Source organism: Larkinella fluvii, assembly GCF_051857545.1.
GTDB lineage: Bacteria > Bacteroidota > Bacteroidia > Cytophagales > Spirosomataceae > Larkinella.
In genome coordinates this window covers 41,323-58,017 of the sequence record NZ_JBPZHB010000016.1, presented here as the reverse complement: position 1 = coordinate 58,017, position 16,695 = coordinate 41,323, and the positions used below count along the sequence as shown (strand labels likewise).

General features: G+C 50.6%; 18 protein-coding genes. 5 read left to right on the top strand and 13 right to left on the bottom strand.

Translation table 11 applies throughout. From position 1 onward, the window contains the following. The first annotated feature begins 1 nt into the window (after position 1). Positions 2-979, top strand: a complete 978-nt coding sequence (locus ACS5NO_RS30590; protein WP_439418644.1) for a radical SAM protein — start codon at positions 2-4, stop codon at positions 977-979. A 45-nt stretch (positions 980-1,024) separates the two neighbouring features. Here ACS5NO_RS30590 and ACS5NO_RS30585 read toward each other — a convergent pair whose 3' ends face one another. Together ACS5NO_RS30585 and ACS5NO_RS30580 are read right to left on the bottom strand one after the other, a co-directional pair. Next, entirely contained in the window at positions 1,025-2,446 is a 1,422-nt protein-coding gene (locus ACS5NO_RS30585; protein ID WP_439418643.1) for a histidine kinase, read from the bottom strand. A gap of 168 nt (positions 2,447-2,614) precedes the next feature. Further along, positions 2,615-2,965: a hypothetical protein gene (locus ACS5NO_RS30580; protein ID WP_439418642.1), complete on the bottom strand. Its 351-nt coding sequence runs from the start codon at positions 2,963-2,965 to the stop codon at positions 2,615-2,617. Between the two features lie 301 nt (positions 2,966-3,266). Between ACS5NO_RS30580 and ACS5NO_RS30575 the strand changes: the two genes are divergently transcribed. After that, positions 3,267-3,485, top strand: a complete 219-nt coding sequence (locus tag ACS5NO_RS30575; RefSeq protein WP_439418641.1) for a hypothetical protein — start codon at positions 3,267-3,269, stop codon at positions 3,483-3,485. A 79-nt stretch (positions 3,486-3,564) separates the two neighbouring features. On the opposite strand, the gene ACS5NO_RS30570 is transcribed toward ACS5NO_RS30575, so the two are convergent. Continuing rightward, on the bottom strand, positions 3,565-4,677 hold the full coding sequence (locus tag ACS5NO_RS30570) for a T9SS type A sorting domain-containing protein (RefSeq protein ID WP_439418640.1): 1,113 nt from the start codon (positions 4,675-4,677) through the stop codon (positions 3,565-3,567). A 122-nt stretch (positions 4,678-4,799) separates the two neighbouring features. Here ACS5NO_RS30570 and ACS5NO_RS30565 point away from each other — a divergent pair, with 122 nt between their 5' ends. Next, positions 4,800-5,621 (top strand): enoyl-CoA hydratase-related protein, encoded by an 822-nt coding sequence (locus tag ACS5NO_RS30565; RefSeq protein WP_439418639.1) that lies wholly within the window; start codon positions 4,800-4,802, stop codon positions 5,619-5,621. 101 nt (positions 5,622-5,722) lie between these two features. Here the strand turns inward: ACS5NO_RS30565 and ACS5NO_RS30560 are convergent, their stop codons facing one another. From ACS5NO_RS30560 to ACS5NO_RS30520, 9 genes are all read right to left on the bottom strand, one after another. After that, positions 5,723-6,181 carry a nuclear transport factor 2 family protein gene (locus ACS5NO_RS30560; protein ID WP_439418638.1) on the bottom strand — a complete coding sequence of 153 codons (459 nt, stop codon included), beginning with the start codon at positions 6,179-6,181 and terminating at the stop codon, positions 5,723-5,725. Positions 6,182-6,429: 248 nt separating this feature from the next. Further along, on the bottom strand, positions 6,430-7,773 hold the full coding sequence (gene accC / locus ACS5NO_RS30555; RefSeq protein ID WP_439418637.1) for an acetyl-CoA carboxylase biotin carboxylase subunit: 1,344 nt from the start codon (positions 7,771-7,773) through the stop codon (positions 6,430-6,432). Between the two features lie 113 nt (positions 7,774-7,886). After that, positions 7,887-8,357 carry an acetyl-CoA carboxylase biotin carboxyl carrier protein gene (accB, locus tag ACS5NO_RS30550; RefSeq protein WP_439418636.1) on the bottom strand — a complete coding sequence of 157 codons (471 nt, stop codon included), beginning with the start codon at positions 8,355-8,357 and terminating at the stop codon, positions 7,887-7,889. A gap of 91 nt (positions 8,358-8,448) precedes the next feature. Continuing rightward, positions 8,449-9,012 (bottom strand): elongation factor P, encoded by a 564-nt coding sequence (gene efp, locus ACS5NO_RS30545; protein WP_114407503.1) that lies wholly within the window; start codon positions 9,010-9,012, stop codon positions 8,449-8,451. Positions 9,013-9,128: 116 nt separating this feature from the next. Then, positions 9,129-10,115, bottom strand: a complete 987-nt coding sequence (locus tag ACS5NO_RS30540) for a beta-ketoacyl-ACP synthase III (protein WP_138992942.1) — start codon at positions 10,113-10,115, stop codon at positions 9,129-9,131. Positions 10,116-10,231: 116 nt separating this feature from the next. Further along, the gene (plsX, locus tag ACS5NO_RS30535; RefSeq protein ID WP_138992941.1) at positions 10,232-11,170 is read right to left on the bottom strand and encodes a phosphate acyltransferase PlsX; all 939 of its coding nucleotides are present in this window, start codon (positions 11,168-11,170) and stop codon (positions 10,232-10,234) included. 185 nt (positions 11,171-11,355) lie between these two features. Next, entirely contained in the window at positions 11,356-11,550 is a 195-nt protein-coding gene (rpmF, locus tag ACS5NO_RS30530) for a 50S ribosomal protein L32 (protein WP_114407505.1), read from the bottom strand. Positions 11,551-11,629: 79 nt separating this feature from the next. Beyond that, positions 11,630-12,175 (bottom strand): YceD family protein, encoded by a 546-nt coding sequence (locus ACS5NO_RS30525; RefSeq protein ID WP_439418635.1) that lies wholly within the window; start codon positions 12,173-12,175, stop codon positions 11,630-11,632. Between the two features lie 65 nt (positions 12,176-12,240). Next, positions 12,241-13,788 carry a hypothetical protein gene (locus ACS5NO_RS30520; RefSeq protein WP_439418634.1) on the bottom strand — a complete coding sequence of 516 codons (1,548 nt, stop codon included), beginning with the start codon at positions 13,786-13,788 and terminating at the stop codon, positions 12,241-12,243. A 91-nt stretch (positions 13,789-13,879) separates the two neighbouring features. Between ACS5NO_RS30520 and ACS5NO_RS30515 the strand changes: the two genes are divergently transcribed. Together ACS5NO_RS30515 and ACS5NO_RS30510 are read left to right on the top strand one after the other, a co-directional pair. After that, a complete protein-coding gene (locus ACS5NO_RS30515) occupies positions 13,880-14,527 on the top strand; it encodes a phosphatase PAP2 family protein (protein ID WP_439418633.1) in 648 nt (215 codons plus the stop codon). 296 nt (positions 14,528-14,823) lie between these two features. Continuing rightward, positions 14,824-16,122 carry an anthranilate phosphoribosyltransferase gene (locus ACS5NO_RS30510; protein ID WP_439418632.1) on the top strand — a complete coding sequence of 433 codons (1,299 nt, stop codon included), beginning with the start codon at positions 14,824-14,826 and terminating at the stop codon, positions 16,120-16,122. On the opposite strand, the gene mog is transcribed toward ACS5NO_RS30510, so the two are convergent. Continuing rightward, positions 16,123-16,659 (bottom strand): molybdopterin adenylyltransferase, encoded by a 537-nt coding sequence (gene mog, locus ACS5NO_RS30505; protein WP_138992936.1) that lies wholly within the window; start codon positions 16,657-16,659, stop codon positions 16,123-16,125. Positions 16,660-16,695 lie beyond the last annotated feature (36 nt).

Sequence of the window (16,695 nt, the reverse complement as noted above, 5' to 3'; positions counted from 1 at the left end):
CATGCGCCTGGTTTCTCACCCCGTTCTCTGCAATTACTACATTACCTATCGCTGCAACGCGACCTGTAGTTTCTGCGACATTTGGGAGCGTCCCTCGCCCTACGTGACGCAGGAGAACGTGCGCGACAACTTGCGGGATTTGAAACGGCTGGGCGTCCGGGTGATCGATTTTACGGGGGGTGAACCCCTGCTGCACCGCCAACTGGACGACCTGCTCCGCGAAGCCAAAAACCTGGGGCTCATTACAACCATTACGACCAACGGTCTGCTCTACCCCAAATATGCCGAACGGCTGCACGGACTGGTCGATATGCTGCATTTTTCGCTGGATTCGCCGATTGCGGAAGAACACGACAAATCGCGGGGCGTCAAGTGTTTCGACAAAGTGATGGAATCCATCGCCATTGCAAAACAACTGGGCGAACGTCCGGATATTCTGTTTACGGTTTTTGAACACAACGTTCACCAGATCAAGCAGCTACACGAAGAAATTTGTCTCCCCAATGATCTGGTGCTAATTCTGAACCCGGTTTTTGAATATAACGACGTTGAAACCGGGGGCGGTTTTTCGGAGAAAACCTTGCAGGAAATGACGTGGTGGGGCAAGCAGAAAAATGTGTACCTCAACGATGCCTTTATTCAACTCCGGCGCGATGGCGGCAACCACGTCGACGATCCGATTTGTCTGGCCGGCAGCACCACCCTGGTGATTTCCCCCGAAAACAAACTGGTTCTACCCTGCTACCACCTCGGCTTGAAAGACCTGCCCATCGACGGCAAGCTGTATGATCTCTATCGCTCTGATGAAGTGCAGAAACTGATTGCACTGGAAGGTCGGCTGCCGGGTTGTGAAGGCTGTGCCATCAATTGCTACATGCAGCCTTCGTTTGCCGTTGAAATGAACCGGTACTGGTGGAAAGCCCTCCCAAGCACCTTGAAATACAACCGCATCAAGGGCACCTGGAAGCAGTTGTTCTAAGATCACAGAATTGGCTTCTCGGTAGAGTCACCGAAGTTTTGCTCCTTACTCCGATTCAGCCCTCGCCGATAGAACGGGTAAGTGAATCTCTACCTTCGTACCGGTTGGCTTCTGTTCGGCATCCACTTTATCAATGATGACGACCTGGCTTGGTTGACCGGTTTGCTGGTGAATTAGTTGCAACCGTTCTTCAGTTACCTTTAGTCCCACACTCGTATGCGAGGAAACGGTTTTGCTCTTCAGTTCAGCCGCCTTCTGACGGCCCACCCCATCATCTTCGACGCTGCAATCCAGTCCATGCTTGTTGGGCTGAATGTAAACGGTGATGTTGCCCCGATCTTTCTTATAAGCAATGCCGTGCAGAATAGCATTCTCGATGTAGGGCTGGATAATCATCGGCGGAATTGACACTGCATCTTGAAACAGGGCAGGGTCGGTCCTAATAGAAAAGTCAAATTTATTACTGAAGCGGAGCTGCTCTAATTCTAAATACAATTGCAACTGTTCGAGTTCGCTGGCTAAGGTCACCCACTCCTGCCGGGAATTCTCCAGAATAAGCCGCATGAGCCGGGAGAACTTCACCAAAAACTTATCGGCGTTGTCGCTGTCATTCTGGAGAACAAATAACCGGATAGCGTTCAGTGAGTTATAAAAAAAATGCGGGTTCATTTGTGACCGCAACGCCTTTATCTGAACAGCCGAAATCTGCTGCTGTAATTTTTCGGCCACCAACTCAGCTTCGATCTGTTCACGTTGGTGCCGCTCGCGTTCGCGGGCAAGTTCCTGTTCGACAATGGCACTCTTGATGGCTCCCTGTCGCTGGCTATATCCCAACAATAAGGTAAAACAGGTTAACTCCCCAATAATCCCAAACTCCAGATAGGTGAGCGGAGCGAACAAAAACGAGTTGGGATTTATTTTATAAACCTGTCCCGTTGACATGATCATGGAGGCAACGGCACCCGCCAGCAACAGACCGGAACCCAAAGCCAGGTAGCGCGGTACAACGCCCTTCAACCGACTGATTTGTGGAATGGCGTATGCTGCTAACCCGATGATAATCAGACGTATCAGGACATGAGCCAGGGTATAGAGCGGTTCGTTCCAATACGCAAAACACACCATACCAATCAGCACAACGTAGCCCAGAATGAGGAATCGGGTCCAGTCAAACAGCCACAACAAGCGTGGAATAGTACGGCGGAGTTGAAGCAGAGAATCAATAAAACTGAAGTACACCACATACGCCAGCATAGGGACCGTGGCACGAACAAAATTTTGGGCATTCGTCGAAAGGGATGCACTTAAGCCATCTACCCGCAGGCTGAAGTAAACCAGCCAGGCCAGCATGTATAAGGCATAAAAACCGTAGATACGCTCCCGGTAGATATTCCACTGCACCAGGTTTAGCAGGAGTATCGAACTGACCATACCCGTAAACAGCAGGTTCCAGGTAGTGAAATGCATGAAGTGAAAATAAGTTGGTAAAGCTACGGATCGAAATAAAGTGTAATATATAGCCTACCTACTCAAAAGTGCAATTTTCCTGCGGTTGCTGGACAAACTCTTTGCCGGACAACGCCTATCCCGGTAAAAAAAGAACCCACAATCACCTTATTGCAAGTATATAGAAAATCAGGCTGCCAAAGACATCGCCGGAGCCTGATCACGGACCTGGACTTGTGCAATCCTGTCTACGACTTCCTGTAACGCTTGATTGCGCTCTTCGACTGATTTGTACCTAATTGTTCCAATTAGAAGGTTATCGTTGCCGTAAAACAGGTTGAAACGGATGTTACCTACCAAATCCCACAAGGGATAATTGGCCATTTCAATACCGGCGCACCGGGCGGCAATCACTGCCCGCTGGCAATCAACTTTTGTGTCGAACAATTCGCTGCTCAGGATGGATTCCCGGCTATTTTTCATCAAATGGAACTGGTAGCGATTGTTGAGATGAGGAAGATTTTCAATGAAGAAATACATGATTTGCACCGTTTACAGAATGAATCCCAAGGTTTTTAAAAGGTGTTCCCCGCCGGATAAACATGGTTAGCCGATCAAGTCACCGACCCACTTCTTAAAAAGACGCCTGTATTGCAGTTGCAATACAGATTAAGCCTTATCGCCAATTATTATAACACAAATATATTATAAAAATAATACAATGGTATGATGTCAGTAAAAATAATGTTACCTTTGAGAACACAATCTAAGTTAACAGAGTTGAATCACCCCGGTTTCGATGGAGCCGGGGTATTTTGTTCTGCCATACATTCGTTTTCCTATGCTTATCATCTCTGGCAAACACCTGGCCGCTATGATTCCCGGCCATACCTACACCGTGGTAGCCAATTCTGCCATGAAAGGCAACGAAGCTTTACTATTTTGTCAGAAACTTAACGTATCCTGGCCGGTTGCCGCACTGCTGGCCGATGCCGATGTTCGGGATCAGGTATTCCGGGAACTGCGAATTGCCATTCCCGAGCAGGCACCGAGTGTGTAGGTTTATTGGTCAGTTCCTTAAAATTCCGACCTTATATGAGTGGAGAAAGAAGGGGCAGGCAGCATCCCGGACAAGGCGGTTATCGCTTGATCACCTTGCTGGTATAAACCCGTCCGCGAGCCGATGTTCGGATCAAATACAACCCCGGGGCGAGTTGCTCGTTGCCAATGGCCTGCCGGTGTTCCAAAACCGCCTTATTTTCAGCAATTTCCTGAATGATTCTTCCCTGACTGTCCAGCAACTGAAACGTTGCCGTGGTCGGTTTATGACTTTTCAGGACGATCTGAAAACGGTTTTGTGAGGGGCTTGGGTAAACCGTAATGGATAGATTCCGGTCGTCGATGCGGTCTTCCAAAGACGTCAGTAAACCGCGTTCCAAAACCGGTTCGTAGGGCGGAATAATGCCGGGATTGCCGCCGGTTTGGTCGATGACCCGGGTCACCAAATCGAAGAGTGTGGTACTGATCCGCTGGCCGTTACGCCACTCTTCGGCCACAATGGCAAAATCGTAAGTCCCAACCTGCGTGGGCGAATCCCAGGTTACCTGTCCGGCTTTCACATCAACTTTAAAGGTTCCTTTTCGGGTTATATCGTTGGGAAAGCTGTAGTCGGGAAGCGCCTGACTGCTTTTGCCACAATCACCGTTTCGAACCCGAACCAAATAATGCGCAATACTGTCGCCATCAGCGTCTTTTGCCTGAAAATTGTATACGGCCTTTTGGTTAACCGGAACCGTCAGACTACTGAGGGCGGGTCCCTGAAAAACCGGAAGCGTATTGACGACCGCTGCCGAAAACGTAGTTTCCAGATAGAGTGGTACAGTAAGCGCATTGGGCAGATTGCTGAGTTCAGAACGATTGCGAAGTTGCGTGGAAACCGTATACGTTCCCGAGCCAGTTCCACTGTACGTATGCGTAACTTTATAGACATTTAAACTAATCCCGTTCTCGAGTATTGTTCTGGAATACCGCGGAATTTCCAAATCGCCGGAACCGTCGCCGGTACAAAACGAAATCGGATTACTTTGATCAACAGCCGTTTTGCCATATACCTCATCCATATACACCTGAACCGAAAACTCGAAGGTGAGCGAAGCCGAAACCCGTTTAACCTGAATATAACCCCCGATCAGGTGGGTACCGAATACGGGTAATGCACTCAAAATCAGCAAAAGCGTAGTGATCTTTTTCATACGGGCAGGGAAAAGGAAGGATAGGATGATACCAGCAGTTGATCATTTATTTTGAAACGGAGAAGGCAATTTTGTAGTATTACAACCGGCAACTATTCACGATCTTTTACGATTGATATACAATGCTTTACACCCCCGAGCAAACCGCCGGTTTTTCAGCCCATTCGTTTCAGCATTTGCTGACGAATCTGGACGATCATGTGCTGACCCTGACGCTCAATCGCGCTGAAAAGAAAAATGCGCTGAACCCCACGCTGCTGAACGAGCTAGCATTTGCACTGGCTTATGCTCACTACGAAAAAGACGTTTGGCTGGTGGTGCTGGCGGCTACGGGCGATGTTTTCTGCGCGGGCATGGATCTGAAAAGCCTGTCGTCCAGCGAGCCAAACGCGCAAACCGTTCCTCTGCCCTCCGGCCCGGTGCGGCTGGGTGAGTTGCTGGCGGGTCTGCATAAACCGTGTATTGCCAGGGTGCAGGGAGCGGTGTATGCCGGCGGTTTTCTGCTGGTGGGCGGCAGTACGCACGTTGTGGCCGTCGATACCGCTGCGTTCAGCTTACCGGAAGTAAAACGCGGTCTGTTTCCGTTTCAGGTCATGGCGGTTCTGCTCGACATCATGCCCGTCCGAACGGCTCTGGATCTGTGTCTGCGCGCCCGAACGTTGTCGGCAGCCGAAGCCCGGGCAGTGGGTTTGATAACGGAAGTGGTTTCGATGGCACAACTGGACGAAACCGTTCAAAAAGTAGTAAACGAATTGAAACAGTGTTCCCCAACAGCGATGCAGTTTGGTTTACGGGCTTATCAACAGCTAAAAAATATCCCTCAAGATCAGCAGCAGGCATTTCTGCACGAGCAATTTCAGCAAATTCAGCAAACAGCCGATGCGAAAGAAGGCATGGCGGCTTTTTTGGAGAAGCGATTGCCAAAGTGGGGGAAAGAAAAGTAATTTCAAATGAAAAATGAGTAATGAAAAATGTAAAAGTTGCCAAGCACTTTTGAAATACTTTTACATTTAATATTTATCATTTATCATTTGACATTGCCTTTTTACAAATCCGGACAGCCTTCCCGTCGTCGGGTATCGGTAATGGCCTGAATCTTCCAGCCGCCGTTCAGTTTTACCAGCGTAAAAACATTGACGCCACAGTGGCTTTTCTGGCCGTTGAAGTAGAAAACATACGGCGTCCAGGCGATGGCCAGGTCGGCGTCGATCCTGACGTCATAGGCCGAAAGCCGCTCGTCGAGTGCCCCCGGTTTCTGTTTGCCAACCGACGCAATAAAGTTGGGAATCGATTCACTCCGCACACTGACCGCCCCCTCTTTGTTTTTAGCAATACTTTGAAGCGATGCTGTGGGCGCAAAAACCGCTTTGAAGAGGGTCGTGTCGGCCTTCCGCATTCCGTCGAATAGCTGGGAGATGGCGGCACGGACGGCTTTTTCGTCGTCGGACTGCGCCAAAGCGGATAATGAAACCAGGCTGCATACAATCAGTAGTGCTTTTCTCATCGGATAAAGTAGCTGCATTTAACCTAAATATACTGATTCCGAATCATTTCATACAACACACGCGAATCCGCTCACCGCTGTTGTGAAACAAATCCGGTTCAAAGTCCGCTTTTCGAAAGAGATGCCAGGAACTGACAGGTATTATTCGGCAAAATAGCCTCTGGGGAATGAGGTAACGGATCATAAAAAAGCCGGAAGTTGTCTCCAACTTCCGGCCTATACACCCACGGATTTGAGTCCGAAGATAATTATAACGTACTAAAATCAAATCCTTCCAAGAACGAAGTCGTAAACTGACCCGACTGGAACTTGGGGTCGTCCATCAGCTTGATGTGGAACGGAATGGTGGTTTTGATACCTTCGATCACCACTTCCTGCAACGCCCGTTTCATGCGGGTGATGACCTCCTCGCGCGATTGGCCTGACACGATCAGCTTGGCAATCATCGAGTCGTAGTTTGGCGGAATGGTGTATCCGCTGTAGACGTGGCTGTCGATCCGAATCCCGTGTCCACCCGGAAAGTGCAGGTTCGTGATCTTGCCCGGTGAAGGCCGAAAACCGTTGGCGGGATCTTCCGCGTTGATGCGACATTCCATCGCGTAAATTTTCGGCGTATAGTTTTTCCCGGAAATCGGCGTGCCGGCAGCGACTTTAATTTGCTCCTTGATCAGGTCAAAATCAGTCACTTCTTCCGTTATGGGGTGTTCCACCTGAATCCGGGTGTTCATCTCCATAAAGTAGAAATCGCCGTGCTTGTCGACCAGAAACTCAACGGTTCCGGCGCCTTCATAACCGATGGCCGATGCGCCTTTGATGGCGGCTTCCCCCATCCGCTCCCGCAGTTCGGAACTGACCACCGGCGAAGGCGTTTCTTCGACCAGCTTCTGGTGCCGGCGCTGAATGGAACAATCGCGCTCCGAGAGGTGGCAGACTTTGCCATATTGATCCCCAACAATCTGGATTTCAATGTGGCGGGGTTCTTCCACGAATTTCTCCAGATACAGACCGTCGTTGCCAAAGGCCGCACCGGATTCCATCTTGGCGTCGAGCCAGGCTTTTTCGAATTCCAGCTCGCTTTTGATAATCCGCATCCCGCGGCCACCGCCCCCGGCCGTTGCCTTCACAATGACCGGATAGCCGATTCCGGCCGCCAGCAGTTTGCCTTCTTCCACCGATTCCAGCAGCCCTTCCGAACCCGGAATAACCGGGACACCGGCGGCTCTCATCGTGGCTTTGGCTGTCGCCTTATCGCCCATTGCGTTGATTTGTTCGGCCGTTGCTCCAATGAACTTGATACCGTAATCGGCGCAGATTTGCGAAAATTCCGCATTTTCAGACAGAAAACCGTAGCCCGGATGAATGGCATCGGCACTGGTCACTTCAGCGGCAGAAATAATACTGGGAATATTCAGATAGGATTGGCGGCTCGGTGGAGGACCGATGCAAACGGCCTCGTCGGCAAACCGCACATGCAGGCTGTCGCGGTCGGCGGTCGAATAAACCGCCACCGTCTTGATGCCCATCTCGCGGCACGTCCGGATGATCCGCAACGCAATTTCGCCCCGATTGGCGATTAGGATTTTCTTGAACATATATTTTTGAATGAGTGAATGAGCGAATGAGTGAATGAGTGAATAGCTTCGCCAATTACCTGCATTCTGCGAAGCTATTCACTCATTCACTCATTCGCTCATTCACTCATTGATTAAATAGGTTCGACTAGGAACAACGGTTGATCGTATTCGACCGGCGTAGCGTTTTCGACCAGGACTTTGACAATCCGGCCCGCTACTTCGGACTCGATTTCGTTGAAGAGCTTCATGGCTTCGATGATGCAAACCGTTTTTCCCGGTTTCACCTCGTCGCCTATTTCTACAAACGATGCAGCCTCAGGCCCCGCCGACCGGTAGAAGGTGCCGATCATGGGCGATTTGATGGTCAGGTAGTTGCTCGTTTCTGCTTTGGGAGCCGGCGCGGGCGCAGGAGTCGAAACCGCCGATGGAGCGGCCGGGGCCGGTTGTTGCGGAGCCGGTTGTGCAACCGGCGGTACCGAAGAAACCGGTGTCTGACCGTAGCGTTTTACGTTCAGCTTCAGTTCGTTGGTTTCAATACTAACTTCATCCAGTCCCGACTGGGCGATGAAATCAATAAGGTTCTGAATGTCTTTCGTGTCCATGTTTTTCTAAATGATGAATGGTGAACGATGAGCGATGAATGAAAAGACTGGAAACCATTCATCGTTCATCGTTCATCATTCATCATTCTTTTTATTTAACTCGTTCTACGTAATCGCGGGTACGGGTATCGACCCGGATTTTATCACCCTGTTCGATAAACAGCGGTACCATGATGGTAGCACCAGTCGAGACGTCTACTTTCTTTTTGGCGCTGTTGGCCGTATCGCCCCGGATTCCCGGTTCAGAATACGTCACTTCCAATTCCACAAAAGGCGGTAATTCGCACGTCAACGGCGTATCGGTTTCGGCGTTGATCAAAATTTCAACTTCCTGCCCTTCTTTCATCAAATCAGCTCCTTCTACAATTTTATCCGTCAGATTGATCTGATCGAACGTTTCATTGTCCATGAAATTGTATCCAGCTTCGTCTTTGTACAGGAACTGAAATTTCCGGCGTTCTACCCGCACCGGATAAATCGTTACGCCGGCGTTGAACGTATTGTCGAGAACTTTACCCGATGTTAAACTTTTCAGTTTTGTACGGACGAAAGCCCCGCCTTTACCGGGCTTAACATGTTGAAATTCAGTAATCTGAAACAGATCGTGGTTAAATTGAATAACGAGTCCGTTCCGAATGTCTGCGGTCGTTGCCATGGTTTTGAACTATGATTATACTGATTAACCTGATTAACCTGAACCGGACTATGCTAATTTTAATGATTACGCGATTTTTAAATCAGAGTTAATCAGTGTAATCCGGGTTCAGACAATCAGAGTGCCCACTTTAGATATATCGCTCCCCAGGTAAACCCGCCACCAAAAGCGGCCAGAATCAGGTTATCGCCTTTTTTCAACTGCGACTCGTAGTCGAACAGGCAGAGCGGGATGGTTGCTGCGGTGGTATTGCCGTATTTATGAATATTGAGCATGACCCGATCCATACCCAGGCCCATGCGGTTTGCGGTGGCTTCAATGATGCGTTTGTTAGCCTGATGTGGTACGAGCCAGGCGACATCGCTGCCTTTCAGGTGGTTGCGCTCCATAATTTCGGCAGAGACGTCGGCCATATTCTTGACCGCAAACTTAAACACCGACGGACCGTCCTGGTAGACGTAGTGCCAGCGTTTGTCGATCGTCTCGTGCGTAGGCGGGTAACGGCTTCCACCGGCTTTCTGAACCAGATGATTCTGGCCGGAACCGTCGGAGCGAATGATGGAGTCGATGATGCCGTTGTCTTCCGTTGTGGGTTCCAGCAAAACCGCACCAGCACCGTCGCCAAACAACACGCAGGTGGTTCGGTCGGTATAGTCGACGATGGCCGACATTTTATCGGCACCCACCACGATCACTTTCTTGTATTTTCCGGTTTCAATGAACTGAGAACCAATCGTTAGCGCATACAGAAAACCCGAACAGGCGGCCTGAATGTCGAAGCTCCCGACGGCCCGGATGCCAGTCATATCACAAATGAGGTTGGCCGTCGACGGAAAAACGTAATCCGGTGTAGTGGTGGCACAGATCAGCAGTTCAATGTCTGCCGGTTCTGTACCGGTTTTGGCCAGCAGGCCTTCCACAGCTTTGGCCGCCATGTGCGACGTGCCCAGGCCTTCACCTTTCAAGATATGCCGTTCTTTGATACCGGTGCGGCTGGTGATCCATTCGTCACTGGTATCCACCATTTTCTCCAACTCCGCGTTGGTCAGGATGTAGTCCGGTACATAGCCGTATACGCCCGTAATTGCCGCTTTACTGTTCATACTCGGGGGTGCAATCAATTTTACAGACTAGAGAATAGAGACAGGGAACAAGAGAGTCGATCGGTCGCAAGGTTGCTGATGTCTTTTGTCTCATGGCTTTACTCTTCGGTCTTATTTCAACTTAAAGCCTGTGCGATTTTCGTATAAGCGTTGGATTCTACCTGCTTTTTTGCCAGACTAAGCATATTTTTAATGGCCAACGGCGACGAGATCCCGTGGGCAATAATGACATTTCCATTAACACCCACAATCGGACTACCACCCACCGATTCATAGTTGGTTTTGTCCGTAAACTCGTGGCTCAGGCCCAGTTCTTTGGTCATTTCATAAATCGACTCGCCCATTTTGAACAGGATGTTGCCCGTAAAACCGTCCGTTACGATCACGTCCGCTTTATCGCGGAAAAAATCGCCCCCTTCCATATTACCGACAAAATTGATTTTCCGGCTGTCTTTCAGCAACTGATAGGCGGCCTGGGCAATCAGCGATCCTTTTTGCTCTTCCTCACCGATGTTCATCAATGCCACGCGGGGTTTATCGATCCCGAACGTGTACTGGGCGTAGATGGAGCCAATTTCGCCAAATTGCAGCAGCATTTCCGGTTTGCAGTCGGCGTTGGCACCAATATCGACAATAACGGCAAAACCGCCACTAAGCTGGGGAACAAAACCGGCAATGGCGGGGCGCATAACCCCTTCGATCGCTTTGATGCTGAACAGGGCTCCCACGTGCATGGCACCGGTATTGCCCGCACTGCAAAAGGCGTCGACCAACTTGTCACGTAAAAGTTTAAACCCAACTCCGATGCTGGAATTGGGTTTTTGCGAGAGTGCCTTGGTGGGGTGCTCTCCCATTTCAACCACATCTTCTGCATGGACAATTTCCACGCTGGAACCTGCGTAATTATATTTTTGAAGAAGGTCTTCAATTACCCGTTGCTTGCCCACCAATACGATGGTAACGTCACTCGGTAATTCTTTAGCGGCCATCACGACTCCTTCCACAATTGCGTCCGGAGCGAAATCGCCACCCATAGCGTCGACTGCGATTCTCATTGAACCAGGTTTGGGTGCGCTGAATTGGTAAACGAACGTGTAAAAATAGTAGTTGCCCGGCAATAAAAAAGTATTTCACGTTCATCCGGTGCAGATTCCTGTGAAATACTTTTTACCCCCAACCCCGCAAAAGAGGTTTTCGATACGCTGAAAAAAGCCCCTGCGTGGGGTTGGGGGCTAGAATGTCAGGCGGTTGGTGCGTAATTCTCAATCATCACCTTGCCTTTGTAATACAGGTTGCCTTCGAATACATGCGCTTTGTGACGAATGTGAATCTCGCCCGTCGTCGCATCGAAAGATAGCGCCTTCGGGGTCAGTTTATCGTGCGTTCTGCGCTTGTCCCGCCGGGTGGTTGAATGTCTGCGTTTGGGATGTGCCATAATTGTATCTTGTCAATTGTCAGTAAGTCTTGCCATTCTCCCACCGCCGGAACGGTTGCTGGAGTGATAACAAATTGTATTAATTATTATTCAGTTTTCGCAATGCTTCCCAACGGGGGTCGACGGGCGGTTCAGGGGTTTCGTCATCGGGCCCCGGAGCGTCAGACCGGTACACCACCTTGCCTTCCTGCTCCTCATCCTCGTCGTTTTCTTCCTGCCGGAACCGGGGATGCAGTTTTTTCATCGGCAACGACAGCACGATAAAATCGAAAAGGTAACGCGCAATGTTAATTTGCTGCGTCTCCCAAAGAATCAGTTCGATTTCGTCGGTCAGTTCCTCCACGCGATCCGAAAACTTCAGAAACAATTGTTCCTCAATAGCAATCGGCTCGTCGAACGGATCCAGGCTGCGGTCACAGATAAGACCCACCGTTCCCTGGATATGGAAATTCAAATGAATCATCGACGACGACTTGGTCAGAACCAAATGCGTCTTGAATGACCCGCTCTGAATCAGTTCCTGATCCATGGCCTCGAAAAACGCATCGCCGGATTCAAAGTCAAACTCGTACGATTTGTCTTCAAGACTGTTAATGGGGATGGTGTATTTTTGTAACTCCTTCACTATCGTCTCAAAATAGTCCGCAAAGTTACGAACTATTTCTGAATCCTAAAAGACTAACTATCAATTTACAGTCTCTTTGTTGAGAGGGGTGGGGCCGGCCGGTGGTAGAGGACGTAACTTTTCATCGAAACCGCAACGGGCTGGTAGCCGGCAGCGGTCAATTGCTGCTGCTGGGCGTCACGGCACGTCGCATCAGCCAGGAAATAGGCCGGTTTTTTCGCCAGCGTCGTCATTTCAAGGCGGTGGTAGCGTTGCAGATATGAATGGAGCAAGACACTGGCCATCATTTCCGGGCAAACCCCCAGCCTAGTGTTCGACGGAACGACCGATCCGATGGTGTGAACATCGGCCAGAATGGCCCGGTGGCTGTGGTAGGGCGTTCCGGCAATGCTGATGCCGTAGAGTCCGGAGCCGAGGCACGCCATCCATCCCAGCCCCAGGAAGATCCGCAAACTGGTTTTCGGCAACCGAAACGTGAGTTTTACCAGTTGTGGCCCTATCCAGGCCCCCAATCCCAGGGCCATATATGGAAGCGCGGGAACGATGTAATATTCGATCTGTTTGGTGGTAGCCATAATGGGTAGCGTAGAAGCCAGCCCCAGGGCCATATAAAACCGAATCATTCCCGAAAGCGGACGAATCGCGTCCCTTGATTTCAACCAGAACCGGTTCAAAAGCCACAAAATCGCCAGAAGCACCAGCGCAGGAGCCAGGTTGGTCAGCAACACCTTCACAATGAATGTTCGGCCCAGCGAGCCTGAAGTATCACCGTAGACCTCGCGTTTTCCGTTCAGGGCCGCCCACACCTGCTGGTTAAAGTAGGTATGCAGGAAAATCCGGGCCGGTTCATACAGCAACAGGAGCGACAGCAGCAGCGCAAAACCACCGATCAGCAAAAATGTCCAGCGGGTCGCCTTCGCAAGCTGCGGGGTTGGGCAGCCAAACAGGCCGTATAGCCCCGGAATCGCCAGCACGTGCAGACTTACCGGGCCTTTGGTCAGAAAAGCCGCCAGCAAGGCCAAAACCGCCAGCAAGGCCATTAGAAACCATTTTTTGGGATTTTGCCAGCCCTCAATCGTATATTTGACGGTCAGGAGGCAGAACAGGCTCATCGTTACGTCCAGGTAATTTTGCGCATAGGTCCACTCTGTAAGCGGAAACGTGAACAGCAGAAAAACCGGTAACCATTCCCAGCGGTACAAGGGATGGTCGGTCGGAACGAGTTGCCGCCACAACTGAACCATCAGAAGAAGGATCAGAAGAAGCACGACGAAACAATAGACCCGTTCGGTAACGTAGGTATCGTCAAGGAGCTTGAAAAACCAGGACTGGATGTAAAACAACAGGGGAGGATGTTCGTAAAACGTTTCGGTCCGGTTGAACGGCAGCCAGAACGAACTGGCAAAAACCGGTGACCAGAATGACCCTTTTCCGATGGCCATATTGCGGGAAAGGGCCGCGTAGGTGAGGCCATCGGCCCACATGCCTTCGCGCAGCAAACGGCGAAAAACAATAAAAGCCCCCCAGGCAACCGTAAAAAGCCAGCCAATCCGGCGATAGGTGCCTGTCGTGGGCAGTATGGAAACAAAACCAGGCAATGAAACAGGACTCATATAACGCCGAGTGTAAAACCGCATCAAGATACTTTCTAATTCATCTTTTTTCACACCATTCCCTTATTTCTGCCCGTTAATACTGCTATTTATGGAAATTGTATCCAGAAATCGTTCTTTTTTCATCGTCTACCTCCTTTGCCTGGCAACGGTCAGTGTGTTGATGCTGCTCTACAACAAGACTGAGCTTATGCAATGGGTGAATGGGCACCACGCGCCCCTGGCCGATCTTTTTTTTCAGAATGTCACGTACCTGGGCGATGGCGCCTTCTCCGTTCTGGTCATCATCATTCTCCTGTTCCGGTCGTTCCGGTTTGCCCTGATGGGGGCGGTCTCGTTTCTGCTGTCGACCCTGATTACCCGCGCACTGAAGCAGCTCGTTTTCTCGGATTCGTTGCGCCCGTTGAAATATTTCGAACATTCGCCCTGGCAATACCGGATCATCGACGGCCTCGACATTCACAGTTACAACAGTTTTCCGTCGGGCCACTCGACCACCGCTTTTGCGGTTTTTTGTCTGTTAGCCCTGCTCGACGATCGCAAAAGCCGGGGCTGGTTTTTTGCCGTGCTAGCGGTCATCACCGCCTATTCTCGGGTATACCTCTTTCAACATTTTGTGGAAGATGTCTACGTTGGCTCGCTGATCGGCACGGTTTCCTCCATTTTCGTTTTCTGGCTCCTGAGCCGCCACTGGGACCGAAATCCACAAAGCTGGCACGATCGGCGGTTGCGGCTTTAATCAAAAAAATTGCACATACAAAAATAGTCTCGAAATAATCACATCAAATCGGTAAATAGTTCGATTGTTTTTCTTTTACGTATATACCTGCCTATCCAGATTTCTGAAATGCTCTGCACATCCAGGTTTCCGATTTGGCAAAACAACCTATTTCCCAAAAAATAGGTTGCCTAAATGGGTTTATATCAATAATTATTTGGCATTTATCAAAATTTCAGTTTAAAAATAATCTCAGTTATCGACAAAACGTATCTCTTTTCGTAATTTCAGCTTGAAATCCAAGGTTCTCCATTATTATGCTTCAAACGCCATCCATTGCTGATCCAACCACTACAGCCTTAGGTCGGGGTATTCAGCACATTGGTTTCGGCAAGTTGGGCCGCCGACCCCTCCCCCCTGCTTTAATGGAAGAATGCCGACAGGAGTTGGTGTCGGGCCACGCCGATCCATTGCAAAAGGGTGCTTTTCTGGGGGCTCTGCTGGCGAAAGGCCCGATGCCGGAAGAGCGCTCACTGGAGCAGATTTTCGGGAAAGGGGCTTTTTTGAATCCGACCTTTTTTATCAATAAAGTATGTCCTGATTTGCCCACAAACCTCTTTCCCATTGCCACCAAACTTCTGAAAGGCCATATTCTCCGCGCCAGCGAAGCCCATCAGTTGGGAAACTTTCTGTTTTTGAACGACGATTGTGAAACGTTCAAAGGCATGGCTATCAACATTTTGCGCATCCGCATCGAATCCAACGACGAATACAAGGGCTTCTATAATGCCGCCATGGAAACCATCACGCCCGGTTTTCGGCAACTGAGCTGTGTCGACCGTCCGCTGGTTCAACTGGCCGAACCGTTCGATGGCGTGGAGCATACGTACCTGATTACTCCGCTGCTGGCCCATTTTTTCGAACAGCGCGGCTACGGCGCGTTGTCGGTCGTTGGCCGAACACCGGGGCCGAAATATACCCTCAATGCCCTCGATCTGTATCTCTACCTGGGGTGTCAGATGTTGCAAAGCAACCACGAAATCAACACACCACCAGAACCGTTTGGCTGGGTGCTCGATCAGAAAGCCCTCTCGCCTGCCTTGAACCGCTGGGTCGACCGCCGTCGGCTTATGCTCAAACGACCGTTTTTAGCGACGCTCGAAAAAATCATGAACCCGTGCAGCGCCCGGATTCTGGTAACACCGGTTTTTCAGGTTCCCTTTCAGATGAAAATGGCGGAACTGGCACTCATGGCCGGTTTTGATGCCGTCATTGTGATGAAACGTGGTTTGGAAGGCAGTCTTTCGCCGTCGACCAGCCGGAGCAGCGGCATTCTGTGTGCCGTCCGAACCGCCCGCGGTCACCTGTTCTACCAGCATTTCGACGCCGACTTGCCCGCCTTTGCCGAATACCGCACGGCCAGTGACGAAATCGTGATGAACCTGCAGGTCAACGACAACGCCCGGCTCATCCGCGATTTCATGAACGAAGGCGAAAGCGCCAACGACGACTTCGACAACCGCGTCCGCTTTACCCAGGCCTTGCTAAGCCGGGGCATGGACTGGATCGAAGGGCAACTGGATGGGCGGACCATGAAAGACGTTCGATTGAGCTAATCAGGCCGATTTGGGCCGAAACACCTTCATAACGTCCGGGTTGGTCGTCAGAAACGGGCCGCCAATCAGGTCGATGCAATACGGAATGGCCGGAAAAACCACCGACAGACATTGCTCGATGGCCGTCGGTTTTCCGGGCAAGTTCAGCATCAGCGTCTGGTTGCGAATCCCGGCGGTCTGGCGCGACAGAATGGCCGTCGGCACGTATTTCAGACTTTCCTGCCGCATCAGCTCACCAAATCCCGGCATCATTTTCTGACAAACCGCTTCGGTTGCTTCCGGTGTTACGTCGCGCAACGCCGGGCCGGTGCCGCCCGTCGTCACCACCAGACAGCAGCCTTCCACATCGGCGAGTTCGATCATCGTGGCTTCCAGTTGGGGTTGCTCATCGGGAATGACCCGATACACCGGCTCCCAGTCACAACTCAGGTATTTTGTCAACAGACTCACCACGGCTTTGCCGGGAATGTCTTCGTAAATGCCCGCGCTGGCCCGGTCAGACACATTGATTACACCGATACGAATTGGAGTTGCCATGGAAAGCCTTTTAGAATGATGGCGCAAAGATACACG